A 20,676-nucleotide genomic window follows, 5' to 3' on the forward strand; every position below is an offset into this window, starting at 1 on the left:
GGCGTGGTGCTACAGTGCTCTGCATGACCACGTCGAACCAGAACTGGTGGCTCGCCTCCTAGGCGGCCACGCGTTTCGACGTACTGACGACCGCCCGAGGGCGGTCGTTTTTCGCGTTTGCGGGAGGGCCGAGCCGAGGGCCCGACCGGAGAACACCATGACGCGACTGCTCGCTACCCTGCTCGCCGCCGACGAACCTGGGCCCTTCGCGGTCCTGCGCCGCGAGAACGAACCTCGACTCGACGTACTCATCGGTGACGTCATCGACGTCGACCGACTCGCCGACATTCCACTCGACGGCGCTGAGGTGCTCGCCCTCGTGCCGTTCCGCCAGGTGCGCGAACGTGGTTTCGTCGCTCACGACGACGGGGCTCCCCTGCGGTGCCTCGTCGTGCGTGAACGCGAGTCGATCGACGTGGATGAGGCCATCGGCATGCTGCCGGAGCATCCGCTCGCCGTCGACGACCTCGCAGTCGACGTGAGCGATGTCGACTACGCCGCCCGAGTGCGCCGGGTGATCGATGAGGAGATCGGCCGGGGCGAAGGAGCGAACTTCGTGATTCGACGCGAGTTCGCAGGGTGCATCGGGGCACCGGCCGGCCGAGCCGTGCTCGGCTGGCTTCGTGCGCTGCTCGAGCACGAATCGGGTGCGTACTGGACGTTCGCGGTGCACACTCGCGGTCTTTCCGCAGTCGGTGCGACGCCCGAGCGGCACGTGAGCTCGATCGACGGGGTCGTGTCGATGAATCCGATCAGCGGCACCTTCCGCCATCTCAGCGGGCCGCCCTCCGACGACGAGCTCGCGGTGTTCCTCGATGACGTGAAAGAGCGCGAGGAGCTCGTCATGGTCGTCGACGAGGAACTGAAGATGATGAGCTCCATCTGTCCTGAGGGCGGGCGCATCCGAGGTCCGTTCCTGAAGCGGATGTCGCGGCTGACGCACACCGAGTACCTCCTCGAGGGGCGAAGCGACCTCGACCCGCGCGAGGTGCTGCGGCGCACGATGTTCGCCCCGACCGTGACGGGATCGCCGCTGGGCAACGCCTGCACGGTGATCGCACGCCACGAGGCGACGCCGCGGGGCTATTACGGGGGCGTCCTTGCCCGCTTCACGCCGACCGCAGCCGGGTACGACCTCGACGCACCCATCCTGATCCGCACCGCGTACGTCGACGGCGCCGGCGGGGTGCGCGTGCCGGTCGGTGCGACGCTCGTGCGGCACTCCGATCCCGACGGCGAGGTCGCGGAGACGCACGCGAAGGCGGCGGGCGTGCTGACCGCGCTCGGCGCCATCCCGCGCAGCGGCGGGCCGGTCGCGGCGGTCGTCACCGCCGGGGGCCGCGACGACGACCGCATCGCCACCCTGCTCGCCGCCCGCAACGGGCATCTCGCGGCGTTCTGGAGCACGCCGCAGGGCGCTTACGCCTCGCGCGGAGCCACAGCGCTCGTCATCGACGCCGGTGACGACTTCACGACGATGCTCGCGCACCAATTGCGCCACCTCGGCGTCGCAGCACGGATCGTGCCGTGGAACGAGGCCGCGCCCGAGGTATCCGACGATCTCGTGGTCTTCGGCCCCGGGCCGGGCGACCCGCGCGACCCCGACGACGAGCGCGTCGCGCGCTTGCGCGAACTCATGGCCGCGCGACTTGCGAGCGGAGCGCCGCTCCTCGCGGTGTGCCTCAGCCACCAGGTTCTCGCCGATCTCGCCGGTCTGTCGATCGAACCGCTGGCCGCGCCGCATCAGGGCCTGCAGCTCACGGTCGACCTGTTCGGCGAACCGGCCGCGATCGGGTTCTACAACACCTTCACGGCGTCGGCATCGAACCGCTCGATCACTCCGCGACTCGACCTCGAAGTGGCATCGAATGCTGCGACGGGTGTGGTGCACGCGCTCCGCGGTCCCGGCGTGGCATCGGTGCAGGGGCACCTCGAGTCGGTGCTCTCACCCGACGGGCTCAGCGTGCTCGAGCGGCTCCTCGACGGACTGCTTGCTCCAGACCGGGCCGGGCTCGTCGGGGCCGGAGGTGCAGCCTGACCATCGGGATGTCGGGATCGACCAGGCCGGTGACATCCTGAATCGACCGTTGCAGCATCGCCCATGCCTTGGGCCGATTCGCGGCGTACCGCAGCAGCAGCTCGCGACTTTCGTCGGGGTCCAGTAGCTCCGCGCGGGCGGCACACGCCGCCGCCAGCCGGTGCTCACACCGCAGCGCGATTCGGCCGCGAGATTCCGGTACCACTGCGCGCGGGTGCCGAACCCGGAGGCCACGACGACGCGGCCGGATGCTTCGCGCCTCTCCGGCCGGATCATCCCGCACTGCGGCCGGTTCCGCAAGGCGTTGCCACGCCGGGCCGGGCACGCTTGGCTTGGCGTGACCGACCTGAGGAGGCGGATCACCGTGGATACCACCATCGTCTGGATCATCATCGGCATCGTCGTCGTGATCGTGATCATCGTCATCATCGTCATGGCAACGAATCGGCGGCGCCGAGAGGCCCACGCCGAAGCCGGGCGCAGGAAGGCCGCGGATCTGCGGCAGGGAGCCGCCGAGACGGATGCCACTGCGCGGCAGCGTGACGCGGATGCCGCGAGCGCAGCTGCCGCGGCGAAGCAAGCCGACGCTGAAGCTGCGCAGGCCCGTCTCGAATCGCAACGGCTCTCCGACGAGAGCGCCGATCGCCAGTCCGCTGCCGCCGGCCTTCATGCCGAAGCCGACGATCGACTCCGCAAGGCCGACGCGCTCGATCCTGACGTCGACGTCTCAGCCGACGAGGCCGTCGACGACGGTCGGCGCGGGGAGTCTCCTCCGAGGTGACCGTCGGAACACCTTGACACCGCGCGCGTGAAAAAGCGCAAGACCGACATTCGGCTGACTGCCGAGAGCCCGTTCAGCCGAGTGCGATGACCGCGTCGAGTGTTGCGTCGTCGAGGGAACGATCGGCGAAGATCACACGCTCGAGATGCGTCGTGCCGCCGGCGTGCGATTCGTTCACGACGTCACCGCCGAGTCGCGCTGAACGCCCGCTCCACTGGTGCACGAGGCCAATTCGTTCGAGCACACGGATCGAGGCGAGATTGCTGGCGAGCACCCTGGCGGTGACCGGGGTAGCGGGCCGCGTCGCCTGAGCCGCGGCGAGTGCCGCCGTCGCGGCTTCGCTCGCGATTCCAGTACCCCATGACTCAGGAGCGAACCGGTAGCCGAGATTCCACGCATCGAAGTCGAGCATCTTGGCACCGGCTGATCCGATGAAGGTTCCAGCGGGCAGATCGCGAACCGGCTCGCGGAGCACGACTGCGCAATGGGCGAAGCCGTAGGCGCGACGACTCTCGAGCGATGCCTGAATCGCTCGGACGGACTCGGCACGTGTCGTGTGGCGACCGCTCGGGAGATGCTCCCAGGTGCGCGCATCTCCGTAGACCGCGAAGTACTCGTCGACGTCGTCGAGGGTGAGGGGTCGCAGCAGCAGCCGGTCGGTCTGGAGCGTCTGGAGTTCGTCGATCATCCCCAGAAGTCTCGCAGCAACATCCGACAGTCAGCTGTCGCTGACTCGCCCGGCTTCGACGTGCCACCGGCGGTCGAGCCGGACGTTCGCGAGCATCCGTCGATCGTGCGTGACGAGCAGCAGGGTGCCCTCGTATGATTCGAGTGCCTCTTCGAGCTGCTCGATCGCGACGAGGTCGAGGTGGTTGGTCGGTTCGTCGAGCACGAGCACGTTGACACCGCGCGCCTGCAGCAGCGCGAGCCCGGCACGGGTGCGCTCGCCCGGCGAAAGCGCGTCGACGGGTCGGAGCACGTGGTCGGCCTTCAGCCCGAACTTCGCGAGCAGGGTGCGTACCTCTCCGGCCGAGTACTCGGGCACGAGTGCTTCGAAGGCATCGGCGAGTGCGGCCTCTCCCGTGAGTTGGGTACGGGCCTGGTCGATTTCGCCGATGGCGACGGATGCACCGAGGCTCGCGGTGCCGGCATCCGCATCACGCCGACCGAGGAGGAGGCCGAGGAGCGTCGACTTGCCCGCCCCGTTCGGGCCCGTGATGCCGATACGCTCCCCTGCATCGACCTGCAGCGAGACCGGGCCGAGCGTGAAGTCGCCCTGCGTGACCACCGCCTCGTTCAGGGTCGAGACGACCGAGCTCGATCGCGGCGCCTGGCCGATCGTGAACTCGAGCTGCCATTCCTTGCGCGGCTCCTCGACCTCGTCGAGGCGCGCGATGCGGCTCTCCATCTGGCGCACCTTCTGCGCCTGCTTCTCGCTCGACTCGGTCGCAGCCTTGCGCCGGATCTTGTCGTTGTCGGGAGACTTCTTCATGGCGTTCCGCACGCCCTGGCTCGACCACTCCCGCTGGGTGCGTGCGCGCGAGACGAGATCGGCCTTCTTCGACGCGAACTCCTCGTAGTCGTCGCGCTGCTGCCGTCGCGCCGTCGCGCGTTCTTCGAGGTAGGCGTCGTAGCCGCCGCCGTAGATGCGGTTCGAGTGCTGGGCGAGGTCGAGCTCGAGCACGCGCGTCACCGAGCGGGCGAGGAACTCTCGGTCGTGGCTCACGAGCACCACCCCGCCGCGAATGCCGCGCACGAACGACTCGAGCCGGTCGAGACCATCCAGGTCGAGGTCGTTCGTGGGCTCATCGAGCAGCACCAGGTCGAAGCGGGAGCACAGCAGTGCGGCGAGACCGACGCGAGCGGCCTGCCCGCCCGACAACGACGTCATCAGCGAGTCGGCCGAGAGTTGGGCGTCGAGTCCGTCGAGGGTCAGCCCGAGCTCTGCGAGCACGGCCGGCAACCGCTCGTCGAGGTCGGCGGCGCCCGATGCGAGCCAGCGCTCCAGGGCGACGGAGTACTCGTCGGCAGGGTCGGGGGCGCCCGGCGCCGGGACATCCGTCGAACCCAGCGCGGTCGCTGCGGTATCAAGGCGAGCGGATGCCTCGGCTGCCCCCGTGCGCCGTGCGACGTAGGCGGCGATGGTCTCGCCTGGCACGCGCTCGTGCTCTTGCGGCAGCCAGCCGACGAACGCGTCGGACGGCGAGAGGTGCACGGATCCGGCTTGCGGCCCCAGCTCGCCGGCGAGGATGCGCAGCAGCGTCGACTTGCCCGCCCCGTTGACACCGACGATGCCGACGACATCGCCCGGAGCGACGGTCAGGTCGAGGTCTTCGAAGAGCGTTCGGTGGGCGTAGCCGCCGGCAAGGCCCTGAGCCACGAGTGTTGCAGTCACCGGTCAACTGTAGTCAGCCCGCGCTGCGAACTCACCGCGCGGGTCACCGCGCCGCGCGCCACTCCTCGTCGAGGATCGCGTAGGTGTAGCCGTCGATCCAGCCGAGCTCCGCATGCCACGAGTCCTGCACCCCGTGCTGCTCCCGCCGCATACCGAGCTTCTCCATTACCTTCCACGAAGCGATGTTGTCGGCGAAGCAGCCCGCCGTCACCCGGCGCACGCCGAGCTCGCCGAACGCGAGGTCGAGCAGTGCCCGGGCGATCTCGGTGGCGTAGCCCTTGCCCGCATGCGCGGGATCGAGCAGGTACCCGAGGCCCGCCTCCGCTCGGCGCCACGGCCCCTGGTCGACGTGCGACTGCCCCATGGCGTCGGTGATCCAGAGGGAACCGGTGCCGAGAACTTGGCCGTCGATCAACGCAACGGCCGAGTGGTCGTTCGGGTCGTCGATGCCGCCGAGCCAGTTCGCACGGAATGCCTCGGGGTCGACCTCAGTTCGTATCAGCCAACGAGTGACCTCCGGGCGGTTGCGCCACACGAGAACCTGGTCGAGGTCGGCGCTCGTCGGAGGGCGGAGGATCATTTGGCCAGCAGGGCGCGGCCACTGCACTTCAGGGGTGGTCATACCTTCTGCTTAGCAGGTTATGGGCTACTTCAGGAGTCGCGACAACACCCGGTCGGCAAGCGGCTTGCCACCCGTCTGGCACGTCGGGCAGTACTGGAAAGTCGAGTCGGCGAAGATCACCTCGCGCACGGTGTCGCCGCACACCGGGCAGGCCTCGCCGGTGCGGCCGTGCACCTGCATGCGTGTGCGCTTGCCGTCTTTCAGTTCGTCTGGTCGTTTGCCGGATGCCCCCGCGACCGCCTCGCCGAGCGTGGTGCGCATCGCGTCGTAGAGGCGCTCGACCTCGTCTGGGCTGAGCTTCGCGGCGAGCGCGTACGGGGACATGCGCGCGGTGTGCAGGATCTCGTCGGAGTAGGCGTTGCCGACTCCCGCGAACACCGATTGGTCGCGGAGAAGTCCTTTGATGCGGGTGCGTCGGTCGTGGAGGATCGCCGCGAAGTCGTCGAGGGAGAAGTCGGGTGCCGTCGGGTCGGGGCCGAGCCGCGCGATGCCGGGTACTTCGGCGATGTCACGCACGACATAGACGGCGAGCGACTTCTTCGTGCCGGCCTCGGTGAGGTCGAAGCCCGAGCCGTCGTCGAGCCGCACACGGAGCGCGATGGGCGACTTGCCGGGCTTGATGATCGTCTTCGGCACCTCGTCGTACCAGCGAAGCCAGCCGGCGCGCGCGAGATGGAACACCAGGTGCAGCCCGCCCGTGTCGAGGTCGAGGAACTTGCCGTATCGATTCACCCGCTCGATGCGTTCGCCATTGAGCGCCGACAGCGGCGGATCGAAGGTCTTCAGCGCAGCGATGGCCGCCACCGAAGCCGACGAGACGGCTCGACCCACGGCGTGCTCGCGCAGGAATCCGGCGAGCGCTTCGACCTCTGGGAGCTCGGGCACACGACCATCCTGCACCCGGATACCGACAACGGCACCCCGGAAACCAACTCGACACCGGAACTTCGACGAGCACAACGAGCGCGGCCGCAGCTATGGTCGACCCATGCGCACCGAAGAGAGCAACGGCACCAGGGTCCTGCACGTCCCTCTTGATGGGCCCGTCATCTCCACCCCCGACGATGCAGCCGATCTCGTGGGTCATGCCTGGGCGCACGCCGCCACGCTCGTCGCTGTGCCCGTCGAGCGCATCGACCCCGCGTTCTTCAAGCTCGGTTCGGGAATCGCGGGCGAGATCACACAGAAGTTCGTCAACTATCGACTCCGGCTCGCGATCATCGGTGACATCGCTGAGCATGTCGAGGCGAGCGACGCCCTGCGCGACTACGTCTGGGAGACGAACCGCGGCACGCAGGTCTGGTTCCTGCCCGACGGTGCTGCGCTCGACGAGAAACTCGGCCGACGCCACTGATCTCGTCACATCATTTCGAGCTGAAGTCGAGCATCGAGTCAGCGACCGCGATGACCGACCACGTGCCACCCTCGGCATCGGTGAACTCGTAGGCCGGAACGACGAGTACGGCGCCGTCGGGTTGCCAGTGGCTCGCGAGACCGAGGCGCGCGCTGACGATCTCGACCTCGTTCACAGGCCATGAGAGCGACGTGCCCTTCGTCGGGGTCACCGGCGGCTCGGTCGGTGGCACCCACTCCTCTGCGACAGCCGGCTGCTCGCGCAGGGCGATCGGCAGGTTCGTCATCTGCGCACCGAACCGCGGGTCCGAGAGCCGCTCGAAGGCCAGCTGCTCGCTGACGATGGCGTAATCGCCCACCGTGACGAGGTCTGCGAGTGCACCGTTGACGGTGAGCACACCGCCCTCAGCCAGCTCGAGCGACCAGGCCTGGTCAAGGCGCTGCCCGTTGACGACGGGCCACGCCTGGGCGGTGCGCGTCACCGCCCCCTCCCAGGTCTCCGACGTGAACTCGAAGGTCTCAGGATCACGCCCCGCCGAAACGACGAACGAGCGAAGCGCATCGATCGCTGCCTCCTCGCTCGGAATCTCCCCCGCCGGTTCGCAGACGTCGTCGACGCACTGCCACGGGTCGTTGAGCGGGTTCCAGAACGAGAAGTTGAGCGCGCCGTCGAGCCCGACGGTGAGGGACGGGCCGGTGCCGTCCTGCGTGCCGACCGTCCAGCCGCCGTTCTGCAGCACGGCCGTTCCCTCGATGCCGAGCGCGGCCGCGAGTGCCGTGACGGTCTCGGAACTCAACGAGCCCTGCGCGTCGAAGGCGTACGCGGGCGAGGTGCCCTCGCTGCCGGCGAGCCCGGAGGCGCTGAAGCTGTTGCGACCGAATCCGGAGGGGTACATCAGGTCGGTCACCCCCGAACCCGCCATCTTCCGGCCGTCGATGCCGATGGCCTCGGGCCCGGCGCTCTGCATCGCACCGTCCTGCGTGGCACCCTCCTGCATCGCATCGCCCTGCAACGAGATGGGCGGGGCCGCGGCCCCATCGGCGAGATTCGAAGCATTGCCGTTCGCCGCACCCAAGCCGTATCCGACGCTGCCGACGATTGCGATCGAGGCGGCAACGGCGGCGATCGGCAGCCACCGGGGGCGACGACGGGTACGCTCGACGGCCAGATCGGCCGCCGCGGACGAACCATCCGTCGGCTCGGCCGTCGCACTCGCGACGACCTCGTCGGCGAAACCCGCTCGGGGTTCGACACCGGCAGCTGGGTCAGCCGCGCGCAGTCGCGAAATCGGGTCGAGCTCGTTCTCGTCGTTCATGTCGATCATCCTCCGTGCGTGCCGTTCACCTACGGATATGTGCGGCGCGACCCGAACCTTGCACGAGCAGTCAGAACGACATCCGTTCGCCCCATGCGTCCCGCAATCGTTTGCGGGCTCGGGAGAGCGCGGCATCCGCACCCGACCGGGAGATGCCGAGCACCTCGGCGAGCTCTGCTCCGTCGAGGCCCTCCCAGGCGTGCAGCAGCAGAATCCGCCGGTCGCGCTCACCCACACTGGCGAGCGCACCCCGGAGCTCGGCGTCGAACAGGGCACTCAACTCGGGGTCGTCGGCGACGCGCACCGCTCCCGACTCGGGCACCTCGTCGACCGGAAGGTCGATGCGCTTGCGGCGCTGGTTCGCAAGCGTGAAACCGGCTGTGCGGTAGAGCCACGGCAGCACGGCATCTCGGGGAACGTCAGCGCGTCGACGCCACGCCGTCGCGAAGACGTCGGCGGCGAGATCCTCGGCATCCTGCCGCGGGCCACGACGAGCGAAGTAGCGCACGAGCGCGGTCGAATGCTCGCGAACGGTCTCGGTGAACCATGCCGCGTCTGCGTTCATCACGGGTGGTTCCGATCGCTCGGGCATCGCCACCCCCTCGGCCACATCGGCGCTTGCTGCGGTGCTGGCGATCCTCACACCAGGTATGTGTCTCGTCAGCCGCGAGTCTTGCACGTCGCACGCGCAGAGTCCGCTCGCACGCGCAGATGTTCCGACGACGGTTCGCGCGCGCGAGGACGCTCCCCGATCACCCGCAGCGACGCAAACCGTCGTCGGAACTGCCGCGCCTCACGAAACCAGGGGGTACCAGTGGCGCTCTCGCAGCACCGCGGCATCACCCTCGATGCTGAACCACTCACCGGCGATCACTGGGTCGCCCTCCACCATCCACACACCGAAGTACGCCAGCGGGGTCGGCCATTCATAGTCCGCCTGACGCGCCCCCACGATGTTGCGCACGGCACCGACGAACGTCGGATGATGTCGGCGGCCGGTCACCTCCTCGATGAGGACGCCGATCGATCTGGAACCATCTGCATCGTCCGCCTCGACGGCGCGCGTCGGCAGGTCGAGCTTCCCGGTCGGATGCCTCGGTACACAGAAGACAAGGTCGCCGCGGCGGAGCAGCAGTCGAACGAGGCTCATGGGCCGCGGCGGCACGACAGCTCGAACGACCTCGGCGCGCCCGCCGCGCGGAAGCCAGGACGCGTCGACCGTCGAATGAACCACGAACTCCCCGGCATCCACCACTTGGGCAGCCTAACTCGTGTGCGCCTCGTCCGTTCCGACGACGGTTTGCGCGCGCGAGGACGCTCCCCCAGCACCCGCAGCGACGCAAGCCGTCGTCGGAACGGCGCCTCGGCAACGCCTCGGCAACGCCTCGCGCGCTATTTCGCGGGGCGGAGCGGCAGGTGCTCCCCACCCGTCTGACATGTGGGGCAGTACTGGGCCGTCGTGCTCGCGAACGAGAAGTCGCGGATCGTGCCGCCGCACACCGGGCACGCCTCCCCCGCGCGTCCGTGCACCCGCATCGACGCGACCTTCGCCGCCTTCAGTCGATCGATCGGCACCCCGCGCTGCGCGGTGATCGCGTTCCTGATGGTGCCGACCGTCGCCTCGAACAGGCGGTCGAGCTCGACGCCGGTCAGCGAGGCGGCGTGCACGACCGGCGAGATCTTCGCCGCATGCAGGATCTCGTCGGAGTACGCGTTTCCGATGCCCGCGAGCGACTCCTGTTCCTGCAGCACGGCCTTCACCTGCTTGCGACGGCCGACGACGGCCCGATCGAAGTCCGCGCGCGAGAATCCGGCATCGGCCGGGTCGGGTCCGAGTTTCGCGATCGCCGGCACTTCGGCCGGGTCGTCGACGACCCAGCAGCCGAGCGACACCCAGCCACCGGCATCCGTGAACTCGACGACCGTGCCATCGTCGAAGGTGAACACGACAAGGGCGGGCGGCGCCTCGGCGGCGGCATCGGATGCATCCGCCCCACTGCCTGCGTACCGCGTCCAGCCGTGCCGGCCGAGCGAGACGACGAGGTGCGCGGCGTCGCCGACGGCGAGGTCGACATGCTTGCCGTGCCGCGAGACGCCCGTCACCCGCTCGCCGACGAGCGTCGACGGGGGGCGAGTTCGTGTCTTCGTCGCGCGGAACTCGACGACGTCGACGCCGCTGATCTCATGGCCACTCAGTCGGGAGTCGAGATCTTCGACGAGTGCCTGTACCTCGGGTGACTCTGGCATGACGTCAGCCTCGCACAACCCCCCACCACTGGGGAGCGTTCTCGCGGGTCACGATCGACGCGACGAACCATCGATGAGGCAGGTGGTTTGCGGTGTCATGCGCAGAGAAGGTCGAGCGGATGTCGCGGCCCCCGCATGCGACATCCGCTCTCTTCCCTCAGGCCTCACCTCTCAGGAGGTGTTGCCTGGCCCTCGGTCCGTGTGACTGCTGCCCGGCCACCGGATCGGCGGTCGCGCTCGTCGTGGAGTTGCTCCGACGACGCCGCATCATGAAGACGAGACCGAGGATGATGACCGCCCCCGCGATCATCAGGACGTAGCCGACGAGATCGAGGTCGATCCAGTCGGCGGTGATATTCAGCGCGAAAGTGAGTACGGCGCCGGTCGCCACGAGCGGAATGCCGAGTCCGATGCTCATGTCGTTGCCTATGGTCCTGCTCGATCGTCAGATCTACTTCTACTTCGTGCCGTCCTTGAAGGCGTCCTTGACGTTCTCAGTCGCCTTCTTGGCGTCGGCCTTGACCTGGTCGGCCTTGCCCTCGGCCTCGAGCCGCTCGTTGTCGGTCATCTTGCCGATGCCCTCCTTTGCCTTGCCCGTCAGTCGTTCGGCAGTATTGCCGAGATCGTCCTTGGCGCTCATGGCGTCCTCCTCAGGAATCGGTGTCGCCGCGCGTATCCTGCGCGTCGGTGTTTCCACGTTAGGCAGCCGTGCTCGGGTCGACAACGGGTTGACAACGCGCCAGGTAGCTCGTAAAGGCACACGTTCGCCATCTACGAGGTCACCAAGCTGACGCGCATCGGCCGCGGCATTCGGGGTCCACTACATCGCCACCGACGGCGCAGCCGGGCGGTTCACTGCCGCGCCCGAAGCGGTCAGCCGAGTTCTGCCCGTCCTCGCAGAGGCGTCGGACTCGCACGTCGCCTGACGCGGTGCCGAGGCCTGTCGTGCGCGGCGCCACAGCGGCGCGCTGGTGCGTCTGATCGCACGGCGGTAGCCTGACCACATGACGGGCGGCCGGCGTCTTCTGCGCGGGACTCTCACCGTCAGCTGGCATCATGACCTCATCAGTCGAGCTCGATCGCGGCCGGACCGCCTATGCGGAGCATCGGTGGAACGATGCGTTGCGAGCCTGGAAGGATGCCGATCAGGTCGGCGAGCTCCCTGCAGAAGATCTCGAGCGATTCTCCACGGCGGCCCTACTGATCGGTCAGGAGACCATCGGTATCGACGTTGCGACTCGGGCGCACCGGGAGTTCCTCGCCATCGGGAATCTCGTGGGTGCCGCCAGAAGCGCCGGATGGATCGGCATCTACCTGATGAGCGTCGGCGAGATGGCAAGGAGCGCCGGCTGGTTGGCACGTGCCCAGCGAGTCCTTCAGCAGAACGCTGAGCCCAGTTCGGTCGAGGGATTCCTCCTCATTCCCGTTGCACTCGAGAAACTGCGGTCCGGCGATCCGAACGGGGCGGCAGACAGCTTCGACGAAGCATTCGCCGTTGGTGATCGCTTCCGCGACCCCGACCTGATGGCCCTGGCCCAGCTCGGGCAGGGTCAGGCGAAGATCATGCTCGGAGAGCTGAACGAAGGGCTGGGCCGGCTCGACGAGGCGATGGTCGCGGTGACAGCTGGCGAAGTCTCACCGGTTCCCTCAGGCATCGTCTACTGCGCCGTGATCTGGAGCTGCTACCTCGCCTCTGACGTGCGCCGCGCCCAGGAGTGGACGATTGCACTCGACCACTGGTGCGGCGCACAGCCGGATATGGTCCTGTTCAGCGGTCAGTGCCAGACGCACCGTGCCCAGCTCTACTTCCTGCACGGCGCATGGAGCGACGCGCTCGCCGCCGCTCGCGCGGCACAGGAACGAGCCCGGCGCGGGGACCGGAACGCGGTCTACGGGGCCTGGTATCAGCAGGGCGAAGTGCAGCGGCTGCGCGGAGAGATCGACGCGGCCGAGGAGTCGTACCGTCAGGCCAATCGATCAGGGTACGAGCCCGAACCGGGGCTCGCGCTTCTCCGTCTGGCTCAAGGCAAGCCCCTGCTCGCACAATCATTGATCCGTCGAGCCATGGACGGCGTCGACCCGGCGACCCGACGCCAGCTTTTGCCGGGGCGGGTGGAGATCGAGCTCGCGGCCGGCGATGTCGCAGCGGCGCGAGAGGGAGCGGAAGAGCTGACCGGGATGACCCAGGCTGATGCAATGCCGATGGCGCAGGCCATCGCCGCCCAGTGCGAGGGCGCCGTGCTTCTCGGGGCGGGTGATGCTCGGGGTGCGCTGACGAGCTTGCGTCGAGCGTGGTCGCTCTGGCAGGAGGTCGATGCTCCCCATGAAGCCGCGCGCTGCAGGGTACTCACGGCACGCGCTTGTCGCGCTCTCGGTGATGAGGACTCGGCAGCGATGGAGCTCGAGGCGGCAAGAGCGGTCTTCGTCGACCTTGGCGCGGAACCCGCGCTCGTCGAGATCGTCGCCTTGTCACGGTCGGGTTCCGAAGATGCCAGCGGCCCCCTGACTCCGCGGGAGATCGAGGTCCTGCGCCTGGTGTCTGCAGGCAGAACCAACCGGGCCGTCGCGACCGAGCTGTACCTCAGCGAGAAGACCGTGGCCCGCCACCTCAGCAATGTGTTCACGAAGCTCGGCCTCTCGTCGAGGTCGGCCGCGACCGCGTACGCCTATCAGCACGGGCTGGTCTAGTGTTCCCCTCCGGCGTTCATTCGGGCTCAGGGCTGGTGCACTGGCGCCTCGATTCCTCAGGTCGCGTCGTCGACCTCACCGGGTAACGAGACGGGCGAGCGTAGCGGCTCGTACGCCTCGCGGAAAGCTCGAGGGCCGAGAACCGGTCCGACGACGTCACGCAGCCAGATCGGCAGCCCTGCGATGCGCGACATCCTGTCGGTCGCGGCCCGAACGAGCTCCACCCGGGGGCGCCTGAGTCTCTCGAACTCGGCGCCCACTGCGGCCCAGTCGGAACGATTGCTCAGCAGCCCAGCGAGGACGAGGCCATCCTCGAGTCCCAGACCGGCGCCCTGCGCCCAGACCGGCCCCATGGCGTGAGCCGCGTCACCGATCAGGGTGATCCGCTGCCGACTCCAGTGCTCGGCATGCACCTCCTCCACCGGTGAGTGGTAGAGCCCGTCTCGGGTGGCCAAGGCGACAGCGACCGCCTCTCGCACCGGTCGCGGAAAACGCGCCGACGCGTCCGCGAGCAGTACGGGGTCGTCGATACTCACACCACGCCGGGTAGTCGATGCGTAGCCGTAGACGTTCTCCCGATCGATCGGAATGAGCAGGAAAGTATTGTCGCGACCCGACCACACGGTCCAGCACTCCACCCCGGGATTCGGCGCGAGGAAGCGCCAACTCGTGGCCGACATCAGGGAGAGGCCTACTCCGTCGTCACCCGCCACCGCAGAACGCACAGCCGAGTGGACTCCGTCCGCGCCGACGACGTAGTCGTACTCCTCGGTGGATCCTGATGCCAGCTCAACCCGAACACTCCTCTCAGCAGGATCCACTCGGACGACCTCGGTGCCCCACCGAACGGTCGTGTGAGTCGCACCCGTCCGCAGCACGTCGAGGAGCGCTGCCCTGCGCAGACAGACCGAGGCACCGACATCACCCCAGAACGACTCCTCGTCCACGGCGAACAGTACGCGACCCGATCGGGTGCGGTACTCACGTCGCCGTATCCTGCTCCCCGCCTGCGCCACCTCCTCGGCCACGCCGAGCATGTGCAGAGCTCGAAGTGCATTGCCGGGAAGGTTCATGCCGAGGCCGGATTCCGAAGGTGCCGGCATCCGCTCGACGATCGAGCACGACACTCCGCGGAGCGACAATGCTCTGGCCAGACCGAACCCGGCGATACCGCCGCCGACGATGAGCACGCCGCCTGGCATCAGCGCACCTGCTGGTCTGCCGACACGATATTGCGGTTCGTCCGGAACAGGTTGTCGGGATCGTATCGGCGTTTGATATTCGCGAGCCGCTCATAGTTCACGCCATAGCTCGCCCGCACGCGGTCATCACCCTCCTCGGCGGTTTGGAAGTTGATATACGTGCGGCCCGTCGCGAATGGGCGCTGCCGCTCCCATGCATCACGGATCCATCGTCGGTATGCGACCGCCTCAGGCTCATCCGGCTCCCACATCCCGTTCACTCCCAGGACGTAGCGGGCGTTTCTGTTGCCGACGACTCCATCGTCCTCGGCGCGTTCGTTCAGGGCGCCGCCGATATGGAGGAAACCCAGTTCCGCTCCCGGGACGGGACACTCGGCGAACTGCTCGCTGACGGTCGCGAGGAGTTCGTCGCTCAACTCGACGGCGAACTCGGTCTTCCAGTAGTAGTGCAGGCCCTTGGGCTCACCGTCGTCGAGGTAGGACTGGATCTGTGTGTACGGCTGCTCGGCGAGCAGATCCACGATCGGCGCCCCGATCGTGCGGATCGGCGCGAGCACGTCCTCGATCCGATCCAGCCCGCCGCTGTAGCAAACGGTCATGGCGCAGATCTTCCTGCCATGCCATTCCTCCGGGATGAACGGCTCCGATGGTGCCTGAATGAGGAGAAGCCATACGGCGAGCTCTCGCGGAGCCGCACTCGTCATCGTTCGGTAGGCCCGGAGAATCTCGTCCGTTCGATCGGACGGCCACGCGATGAAACCGCCGAACACCGTCGGGCCGACCTCGTGCAGCCGGAGCGTGAATCGGGTGACAACGCCGAAGTTGGCGCCGGCTCCGCGTACCGCCCAGAACAGATCGGAGTTCTCGGCGCGACTGGCGATGCGGATCTGGCTGTCCGCTGTCACGATCTCAACCTCCTCCAAGTTGTCGACCGTCCATCCGAACCGGCGGGTCAGATAGCCCAGGCCACCGCCGAGGGTGAGGCCGGCGACGCCGACCTCGGAAATGAAGCCGAGGACGGTCGCCAGCCCGTGCTCCTGGGTGGCCCGGTCGACGTCGTGGAGTAGGCACCCGGGTCCGACCTGAGCACGCATGGCGCGCGGGTCGACGGTGATGGCATCCATGAGGGACATGTCGAGGGCCAGCCCGCCGTCGGCGAGACCGGTGCCCGCGATGTTGTGACCACCGCCCTTGATGCTCAGCAGCAGTTCGTGTTCTCTCGCGAACCGAACAGCCGAAGCGACATCGCGTGCGTCGCGCGGCCGAACGACGAGGGCAGGCGACTTCGTCGTGTCGCCGTTCCAGAGTTGGATGGCTTCATTCCAGCCGTCGTCGTCGGCATGCAAGAGCGGGCCGGCAAGACCCGAGGCGAAGCCTTCGAGCTGCTCATCCGTCAGGTGAACCTCCACGCCCCTGAATCCGGTGAGGTCGAACCCGCTCATGATCGCGCCGCTTCCGCCAGTACGGTTTGCCTGGTTTCCATCGTGGCCCTCCCCGGGTGTCGAGCGAGATCTCGAGCACGAGGCTAATTGTCGGCGGCGGGATGGCGCGTCGGGTGAACTGCTCACATCGTCTGCCTCGCCGAATGGGTGATCTTGCCCAGTCCGGCGCGACTGGGCCGATCAAGCCGGCGTGGCGATTGCTACAGGTCGTGCCGCGACCCGGCCGGCGGCGGCGAGGCGCGCGCGTCGCGCGCCGCGGTGACGAGTACGGCGTCGAGCTCCGGCCCAGAGCAGTCGTGTCCTGCGTGGGCGATCTCCACGAGGCGCGCATCAGGAAGAAGTTCGCAGATCTCCACTGAGGCGCTGAGCGGACTCCGCGCGTCGGCGACGCCACGCACGACGACGGTCGGCGTTCGGATCGTCGGCAGGCCAGGCCGGAGATCCTGCACCATCACGTCGAGCAGCGCCAGCGTTGTCGCGGGCCGCCAGTCGCCGAGAAGGCTGCGAACGCGAGCACGACGCTCCGGCGGCGCATCCGGCGCGAACACGGAATCGAGGAAGTCGTCGGCCCACTCTTCGATCGGGTGCTCGAGCGTGAATCGCGTCGCCGCGATGCGCTGTTCCAGCGACACAGCATCGAGGGACCCGCCCCAGCCCGCGTAGGCGCCGATGAGCACAAGTCTGCCGACGGAGGCAGGATGGTCCCTGGCGAGCAGCAGCGCAATCATCGACCCGAGCGAGAGACCCGCGACGGCGGGACTCCTCAGGCCCAGGGCGGTGATGAATCCGGATGCCGCGTCCGCCCAGTCCCCATCACTCCACCCTCGGGGCACGTCGTCCGAGGCGCCGCACCCCGGCGCATCCCACGCGATCACGTCGACGAACGGGCTGAGGGTCTCGAGCTCCTCCGCCCAGGCCCGAGAGTCCTCGAATGCACCATGGAAGAGCACGAGCGGTGCCCCGCGCCCGCGCCGTCGGTACGCGATGCGCACCCCGCCGACGACGACCTCGGCCATAGCGCGACAGTACACCTCAACGCGCCGCACGTCGCGGGCGGTCGCCCGATCGTTCAGTCGTCGACCTGAGAGGCACACATCGAAGCGGAACTCCACCGCGTTCGGCACGGAGAAACGTGACCCTTGCGAAGCTGCCGCCCGCCCGGGCCGATCGCGATCAGCGTCGCCGAGGCCCGTCGCTGCTTCGATGCTCCCGCCGTCACCGCAGGTTGACACCTGGGCCCGGTCCCAGGAGTGCCCCACGGGCAGGGCGTGGATGCGCCGGAAGGTCAGCACCATCGGCGTTGCCGAGGAGGCTGCGAAGACTGTCGTCCCAGCCGTCGATCAGGTCGAACGCGAGCGTCTTGGTGCCAGCGGTGTCGGTGACGTCGACCTGGTCGATCCAGTTCTCGTCGACGCGATACTGTGCCGGGTCACCACGATCCGAGCGGGGTTTGCTCCGCATCGGCGATGACTCGGTCGATCCATTCGAACCGCGAGAGTTCAGCGATCGCCGCTGCCTCGAACCACCCCACTTCCGAGAGCTCGTCGGCCTCGAGCGAGTCGGGGGTGCCGACGATGCGGCAGCGGTACGCAGTGGTGACGTACGCGACGATGTCGCCGTTGTCGCAGGTGTTCACGAGTTCGGGGCCGCCGTAGGCACCCAGGATCGAGAGGATCTCAACCTCGGTGCCGAGTTCCTCACATACCTCGCGAATCAGGGCATCCCGTGGCTCCTCGAGCGGCTCGGCGGCACCGCCGACGAAGCCCCAGCGGTCGCCATCGACGTGCTTGGCGAGGAGATACTCACCGCGTTCGTTCGTGACGACCGCGGTGACGCCGGGAAGCATCAGGAGTTGTGTGCCGATCCGGCGACGGATCTCGGTGACGTACTCGGAGGCGGGCATGCGTCGAGGCTAGGACATCCGAAGTGCCCTGCGATACGCACATCCGGGTGGGCCGTGGAATGTCAGTGGTTACTGAGACACTCTCACTATGGAGACGATCGAACTGCGACAGACCCGGCACCTCGCCGTCGGCGACACGCTCGTCAACGCCGCCGGCGCCACCTACGAGGTCACCAAGCTCACACGCATCGGCCGCGGCATCCGAGTTCAGTACACCGCCGCCGACGGCGCGGCCGGGCGCTTCACCGCAGCGCCCGAAGCGATCAGCCGAGTGCTGGGTGGCCGAACAGGTGCTTCGACCTCGCACGTCGCCTGACGTCGGGCGGCGAACGAAGTGTCGATTCGTCCAGACGCTCCGGATGTACGACATCGTCGCCGGCCAGACGATGCCCGCCGTGAGTGGCAACGACGACTACCCGCTGGCCTGGATCCTCGACGTCACCTGTCACGACCAGCCCGAGTAGGCAACGGGTCGAGGCGCGCTTCAACGGCCGTCGAGCAGACGCTCATCCTCCAGGTAGGCGGTACCGAATACATCGATGCCGAGCTGTCCCAATGAGGCCAGGAGATCGCGGGCATGACGAATCCACCCTGAGTCGAATCAGAATCGCCGTCCCACCAGATCCTCAGGTCGCAATCCGCACGGAGCCCATCGACGGCGGCGCGGTTCGGTGCAAGTACGTCGACAAGGCGACGTAAGGATCCCGTCCCCGTCTCGTCCGCTGATTCACTCGGATCATCCGAAATATCGAGGGTCCACACCGAGCGGCCCGTGGAAGCGCGCTTCTTGTTCGCAGCGCTCGCCGATCGACGCATCACTCGAAGACCGGCGAGACGAACCGCCGCTCGTAGCGACGGATGCACTTCGTCTCGGCGGCGAACTGGATTGCCTCGACGCATTCCGGGTCGTCGGCGGCGGCCAGCCGGTATCGCTCGTAGTCGGGCGAGCGAGGGGAAGGTGAACAGCGCGAATGCCTCATCACTGTCGCCCTCGCTCGGCAGGAAGTAGCCGTGATGCACGCCGCCGAGCTTGTTGACCAGGCGGATCCAACGCTGGCCGTACTCACGGAATTCGGCGAGCTTGTCGGCGTCGATTTCGTATCGCAGGTGCACGGTGATCACGAGTTCGGCTCATTTCAGGTCGGGCGGGCTGTCGCGGCTCCCGTCATGGGAGGCCGCGCTCAATTCAGATGCTCTCACGTGACGAACACCGACCCGCGTAACCTGAAGAATGGGCCGCGATTCGCGCGGACCGACGAAAGGCTCCCGTGAACATCATCCTCCTTCGACGTTTCGTCGCAGTCGCCGAGGAGTTGCACTTCCCGCGTGCCGCAGACGCCCTCGGCATCCCGCTCGCTTCGCTCTACTCGTCGATCGAGAAACTCGAATCCGAGGTCGGGCACCCGCTCTTCACCCGGCACGGCGAAACCCAGCTGACCAAGGTCGGAATCCTCTTCCTCGACGAGGCCAGGGCGGAGCTCGCCACGGCTCCCGTTGCCGCCGAGGCACCAGTGGTGAAGGCCGGCGGCAAGGCGAAAGCCTCGAAGGGCAAGGGCCGTGCCCCCGTCGTGAAGGGGCAGCCCAAGCCGTACAAGAGACGTCAGGGGCGCTGATCCGAGAGTGCGTTGACGCGGGAGAGTCCTCACTGCGATCTCAGACAAGGGAGTCCGCCCGAGTTCAGAACGACCGCACGCCTCCTGAACTCGGGAAGGTGCGTCACGTCAGCAGCTCACTGCGCACTTCGGAGGCGCGCTCAAGAAGGCCTTCGATCAGGCGACTTACCCCCGCGCAACGCGCATCGGCTCAGCCGCCGGTGCAGCGCAGAGTCCCGCTTGGAGCGGAGACAGCGCCTGGTTCTTCGGTTTAGAACGAACGCTCGACGGTTTGGCAGCACTCATCGACGGGCGCAAAGACACATCAGTTTCGGCAGACGAGGCACGAACGCTTCGATGGGCTCACCGAGCATGGTGGCCAAAACCACTCCTCTGAGGAATGCGCCTCAGCGTGGCCGTAGTCCCGTCAGCGCAATGGTGAGCACACCGTCGGCGAATTTCTCGTCCAGGTCACCGGTTCGCAACAGCCAGCGGTGGAAGATCGACCCGAACAGCAATTCAACCGCCAGTCCCGGATCCACGGACTCGTCGACCTGGCCGGCCCGGATACCGACCGTGATCCGTGCGGCGATCGCATCGAGCTGCGGGCGGAGCAGCCGACGCACCAGTTCCTCGGCGACCACGATGTCGGTCTGGATCTCTGCGATTATCGCGCGTTGAAGGCGGTCGCTGGCCGGCTCGATCAGTGCGGCGACGGCTTCCCGGAGCACCAACCGAAGATCGGATTCGAAATCTCCGGTATCCGGCAGCGTGACCAAGCCCGCCTCCTGCGAGTTGGCATCAAGGATCGCGTCGAAGAGCACGGCGGCCTTCGAACGCCACCATCGATAGATCGTCTGCTTGCCTACGCCCGCTGCGGCGGCGATTCCCTCCATGGTCAGCCGGGTGTATCCCACCTCGGCAACGAGGTCCCGCGTCGCGTCGAGAATCGCCCGACGGGCTCGGTCGCTTCGCCGAGTGACGTCGGGGCCAGGCGCACCGGAAAGCGCGGGGCCCGAAGGGATGGAAGCCATGGAGTCATGCTACATCCCGGCGAGACGAGACGCACCGTCTTGACAGTGCGATCAGCCACATAT

23 protein-coding genes are annotated in these 20,676 nt (G+C 67.7%); 6 read left to right on the forward strand and 17 right to left on the reverse strand.

Annotated features, from left to right (window positions below; genetic code table 11):
• The first annotated feature begins 157 nt into the window (after positions 1–157).
• A complete protein-coding gene (locus AC1C2U_RS05315; protein ID WP_495360655.1) occupies positions 158–2,038 on the forward strand; it encodes an anthranilate synthase family protein in 1,881 nt (626 codons plus the stop codon).
• 364 nt (positions 2,039–2,402) lie between these two features.
• Complete coding sequence (locus tag AC1C2U_RS05320; RefSeq protein WP_495360656.1) at positions 2,403–2,819, forward strand: hypothetical protein; 417 nt, start codon at positions 2,403–2,405, stop codon at positions 2,817–2,819.
• Between the two features lie 73 nt (positions 2,820–2,892).
• On the opposite strand, the gene AC1C2U_RS05325 is transcribed toward AC1C2U_RS05320, so the two are convergent.
• From AC1C2U_RS05325 to AC1C2U_RS05340, 4 genes are read right to left on the reverse strand one after another with little or no spacing between them, the layout of a single operon-like run.
• Positions 2,893–3,507 carry a GNAT family N-acetyltransferase gene (locus tag AC1C2U_RS05325; RefSeq protein ID WP_495360657.1) on the reverse strand — a complete coding sequence of 205 codons (615 nt, stop codon included), beginning with the start codon at positions 3,505–3,507 and terminating at the stop codon, positions 2,893–2,895.
• Between the two features lie 30 nt (positions 3,508–3,537).
• Positions 3,538–5,214, reverse strand: a complete 1,677-nt coding sequence (locus AC1C2U_RS05330; protein WP_495360658.1) for an ABC-F family ATP-binding cassette domain-containing protein — start codon at positions 5,212–5,214, stop codon at positions 3,538–3,540.
• Positions 5,215–5,257: 43 nt separating this feature from the next.
• Complete coding sequence (locus AC1C2U_RS05335) at positions 5,258–5,836, reverse strand: GNAT family N-acetyltransferase (RefSeq protein ID WP_495360659.1); 579 nt, start codon at positions 5,834–5,836, stop codon at positions 5,258–5,260.
• Positions 5,837–5,860: 24 nt separating this feature from the next.
• Positions 5,861–6,721 carry an Fpg/Nei family DNA glycosylase gene (locus AC1C2U_RS05340; protein ID WP_495360660.1) on the reverse strand — a complete coding sequence of 287 codons (861 nt, stop codon included), beginning with the start codon at positions 6,719–6,721 and terminating at the stop codon, positions 5,861–5,863.
• A 103-nt stretch (positions 6,722–6,824) separates the two neighbouring features.
• On the opposite strand from AC1C2U_RS05340, the gene AC1C2U_RS05345 reads away from it, so the two are divergent.
• A complete protein-coding gene (locus AC1C2U_RS05345; protein ID WP_495360661.1) occupies positions 6,825–7,190 on the forward strand; it encodes a DUF4180 domain-containing protein in 366 nt (121 codons plus the stop codon).
• 10 nt (positions 7,191–7,200) lie between these two features.
• Here the strand turns inward: AC1C2U_RS05345 and AC1C2U_RS05350 are convergent, their stop codons facing one another.
• From AC1C2U_RS05350 to AC1C2U_RS05375, 6 genes are all read right to left on the reverse strand, one after another.
• The gene (locus tag AC1C2U_RS05350; protein ID WP_495360662.1) at positions 7,201–8,505 is read right to left on the reverse strand and encodes a hypothetical protein; all 1,305 of its coding nucleotides are present in this window, start codon (positions 8,503–8,505) and stop codon (positions 7,201–7,203) included.
• 70 nt (positions 8,506–8,575) lie between these two features.
• Positions 8,576–9,097, reverse strand: coding sequence for an RNA polymerase sigma factor (locus AC1C2U_RS05355; RefSeq protein WP_495360663.1), 522 nt, complete (start codon positions 9,095–9,097; stop codon positions 8,576–8,578).
• A 201-nt stretch (positions 9,098–9,298) separates the two neighbouring features.
• Complete coding sequence (locus AC1C2U_RS05360) at positions 9,299–9,760, reverse strand: NUDIX hydrolase (RefSeq protein WP_495360664.1); 462 nt, start codon at positions 9,758–9,760, stop codon at positions 9,299–9,301.
• A 137-nt stretch (positions 9,761–9,897) separates the two neighbouring features.
• A complete protein-coding gene (locus AC1C2U_RS05365) occupies positions 9,898–10,752 on the reverse strand; it encodes a DNA-formamidopyrimidine glycosylase family protein (RefSeq protein WP_495360665.1) in 855 nt (284 codons plus the stop codon).
• Positions 10,753–10,909: 157 nt separating this feature from the next.
• On the reverse strand, positions 10,910–11,170 hold the full coding sequence (locus AC1C2U_RS05370; protein ID WP_495360666.1) for a DUF6458 family protein: 261 nt from the start codon (positions 11,168–11,170) through the stop codon (positions 10,910–10,912).
• Between the two features lie 39 nt (positions 11,171–11,209).
• Entirely contained in the window at positions 11,210–11,392 is a 183-nt protein-coding gene (locus AC1C2U_RS05375; protein ID WP_495353423.1) for a CsbD family protein, read from the reverse strand.
• A gap of 416 nt (positions 11,393–11,808) precedes the next feature.
• On the opposite strand from AC1C2U_RS05375, the gene AC1C2U_RS05380 reads away from it, so the two are divergent.
• A complete protein-coding gene (locus AC1C2U_RS05380) occupies positions 11,809–13,440 on the forward strand; it encodes a helix-turn-helix transcriptional regulator (RefSeq protein ID WP_495360667.1) in 1,632 nt (543 codons plus the stop codon).
• A gap of 56 nt (positions 13,441–13,496) precedes the next feature.
• Here AC1C2U_RS05380 and AC1C2U_RS05385 read toward each other — a convergent pair whose 3' ends face one another.
• The 5 genes from AC1C2U_RS05385 to AC1C2U_RS05405 form a co-directional block, all read right to left on the reverse strand.
• Positions 13,497–14,642: an FAD-dependent monooxygenase gene (locus AC1C2U_RS05385; protein WP_495360668.1), complete on the reverse strand. Its 1,146-nt coding sequence runs from the start codon at positions 14,640–14,642 to the stop codon at positions 13,497–13,499.
• Complete coding sequence (locus AC1C2U_RS05390; protein ID WP_495360669.1) at positions 14,642–16,084, reverse strand: FAD-binding oxidoreductase; 1,443 nt, start codon at positions 16,082–16,084, stop codon at positions 14,642–14,644. Before AC1C2U_RS05390 ends, AC1C2U_RS05385 begins: the two co-directional genes overlap by 1 nt.
• 200 nt (positions 16,085–16,284) lie before the next feature.
• Positions 16,285–17,100 carry an alpha/beta fold hydrolase gene (locus AC1C2U_RS05395; RefSeq protein ID WP_495360670.1) on the reverse strand — a complete coding sequence of 272 codons (816 nt, stop codon included), beginning with the start codon at positions 17,098–17,100 and terminating at the stop codon, positions 16,285–16,287.
• Between the two features lie 199 nt (positions 17,101–17,299).
• Positions 17,300–17,545, reverse strand: coding sequence for a hypothetical protein (locus tag AC1C2U_RS05400; protein ID WP_495360671.1), 246 nt, complete (start codon positions 17,543–17,545; stop codon positions 17,300–17,302).
• Positions 17,514–17,987, reverse strand: a complete 474-nt coding sequence (locus AC1C2U_RS05405) for an NUDIX domain-containing protein (RefSeq protein WP_495360672.1) — start codon at positions 17,985–17,987, stop codon at positions 17,514–17,516. Before AC1C2U_RS05405 ends, AC1C2U_RS05400 begins: the two co-directional genes overlap by 32 nt.
• A gap of 88 nt (positions 17,988–18,075) precedes the next feature.
• On the opposite strand from AC1C2U_RS05405, the gene AC1C2U_RS05410 reads away from it, so the two are divergent.
• Positions 18,076–18,303 carry a hypothetical protein gene (locus AC1C2U_RS05410; RefSeq protein WP_495360673.1) on the forward strand — a complete coding sequence of 76 codons (228 nt, stop codon included), beginning with the start codon at positions 18,076–18,078 and terminating at the stop codon, positions 18,301–18,303.
• A 122-nt stretch (positions 18,304–18,425) separates the two neighbouring features.
• On the opposite strand, the gene AC1C2U_RS05415 is transcribed toward AC1C2U_RS05410, so the two are convergent.
• Complete coding sequence (locus AC1C2U_RS05415; RefSeq protein WP_495360674.1) at positions 18,426–19,109, reverse strand: NIPSNAP family protein; 684 nt, start codon at positions 19,107–19,109, stop codon at positions 18,426–18,428.
• 146 nt (positions 19,110–19,255) lie between these two features.
• Between AC1C2U_RS05415 and AC1C2U_RS05420 the strand changes: the two genes are divergently transcribed.
• Positions 19,256–19,600: a LysR family transcriptional regulator gene (locus tag AC1C2U_RS05420; RefSeq protein ID WP_495360675.1), complete on the forward strand. Its 345-nt coding sequence runs from the start codon at positions 19,256–19,258 to the stop codon at positions 19,598–19,600.
• 386 nt (positions 19,601–19,986) lie between these two features.
• Here the strand turns inward: AC1C2U_RS05420 and AC1C2U_RS05425 are convergent, their stop codons facing one another.
• Complete coding sequence (locus tag AC1C2U_RS05425) at positions 19,987–20,613, reverse strand: TetR/AcrR family transcriptional regulator (protein WP_495360676.1); 627 nt, start codon at positions 20,611–20,613, stop codon at positions 19,987–19,989.
• Positions 20,614–20,676 lie beyond the last annotated feature (63 nt).

This window comes from Agromyces sp. Y575 (assembly GCF_059445445.1).

Bases quoted from the DNA above. Each gene is read 5' to 3' on its own strand.
- AC1C2U_RS05335 (WP_495360659.1), bottom strand. From the start codon at position 5,836: ATGACCACCCCTGAAGTGCAGTGGCCGCGCCCTGCTGGCCAAATGATC.
- AC1C2U_RS05345 (WP_495360661.1), top strand. From the start codon at position 6,825: ATGCGCACCGAAGAGAGCAACGGCACCAGGGTCCTGCACGTCCCTCTT.
- AC1C2U_RS05390 (WP_495360669.1), bottom strand. From the start codon at position 16,084: ATGAGCGGGTTCGACCTCACCGGATTCAGGGGCGTGGAGGTTCACCTG.
- AC1C2U_RS05425 (WP_495360676.1), bottom strand. From the start codon at position 20,613: ATGGCTTCCATCCCTTCGGGCCCCGCGCTTTCCGGTGCGCCTGGCCCC.
- AC1C2U_RS05315 (WP_495360655.1), top strand. From the start codon at position 158: ATGACGCGACTGCTCGCTACCCTGCTCGCCGCCGACGAACCTGGGCCC.
- AC1C2U_RS05355 (WP_495360663.1), bottom strand. From the start codon at position 9,097: ATGCCCGAGCGATCGGAACCACCCGTGATGAACGCAGACGCGGCATGG.
- AC1C2U_RS05370 (WP_495360666.1), bottom strand. From the start codon at position 11,170: ATGAGCATCGGACTCGGCATTCCGCTCGTGGCGACCGGCGCCGTACTC.
- AC1C2U_RS05400 (WP_495360671.1), bottom strand. From the start codon at position 17,545: ATGCGGAGCAAACCCCGCTCGGATCGTGGTGACCCGGCACAGTATCGC.
- AC1C2U_RS05405 (WP_495360672.1), bottom strand. From the start codon at position 17,987: ATGCCCGCCTCCGAGTACGTCACCGAGATCCGTCGCCGGATCGGCACA.
- AC1C2U_RS05325 (WP_495360657.1), bottom strand. From the start codon at position 3,507: ATGATCGACGAACTCCAGACGCTCCAGACCGACCGGCTGCTGCTGCGA.
- AC1C2U_RS05380 (WP_495360667.1), top strand. From the start codon at position 11,809: ATGACCTCATCAGTCGAGCTCGATCGCGGCCGGACCGCCTATGCGGAG.
- AC1C2U_RS05375 (WP_495353423.1), bottom strand. From the start codon at position 11,392: ATGAGCGCCAAGGACGATCTCGGCAATACTGCCGAACGACTGACGGGC.
- AC1C2U_RS05365 (WP_495360665.1), bottom strand. From the start codon at position 10,752: ATGCCAGAGTCACCCGAGGTACAGGCACTCGTCGAAGATCTCGACTCC.
- AC1C2U_RS05385 (WP_495360668.1), bottom strand. From the start codon at position 14,642: ATGCCAGGCGGCGTGCTCATCGTCGGCGGCGGTATCGCCGGGTTCGGT.
- AC1C2U_RS05350 (WP_495360662.1), bottom strand. From the start codon at position 8,505: ATGAACGACGAGAACGAGCTCGACCCGATTTCGCGACTGCGCGCGGCT.
- AC1C2U_RS05395 (WP_495360670.1), bottom strand. From the start codon at position 17,100: ATGGCCGAGGTCGTCGTCGGCGGGGTGCGCATCGCGTACCGACGGCGC.
- AC1C2U_RS05410 (WP_495360673.1), top strand. From the start codon at position 18,076: ATGGAGACGATCGAACTGCGACAGACCCGGCACCTCGCCGTCGGCGAC.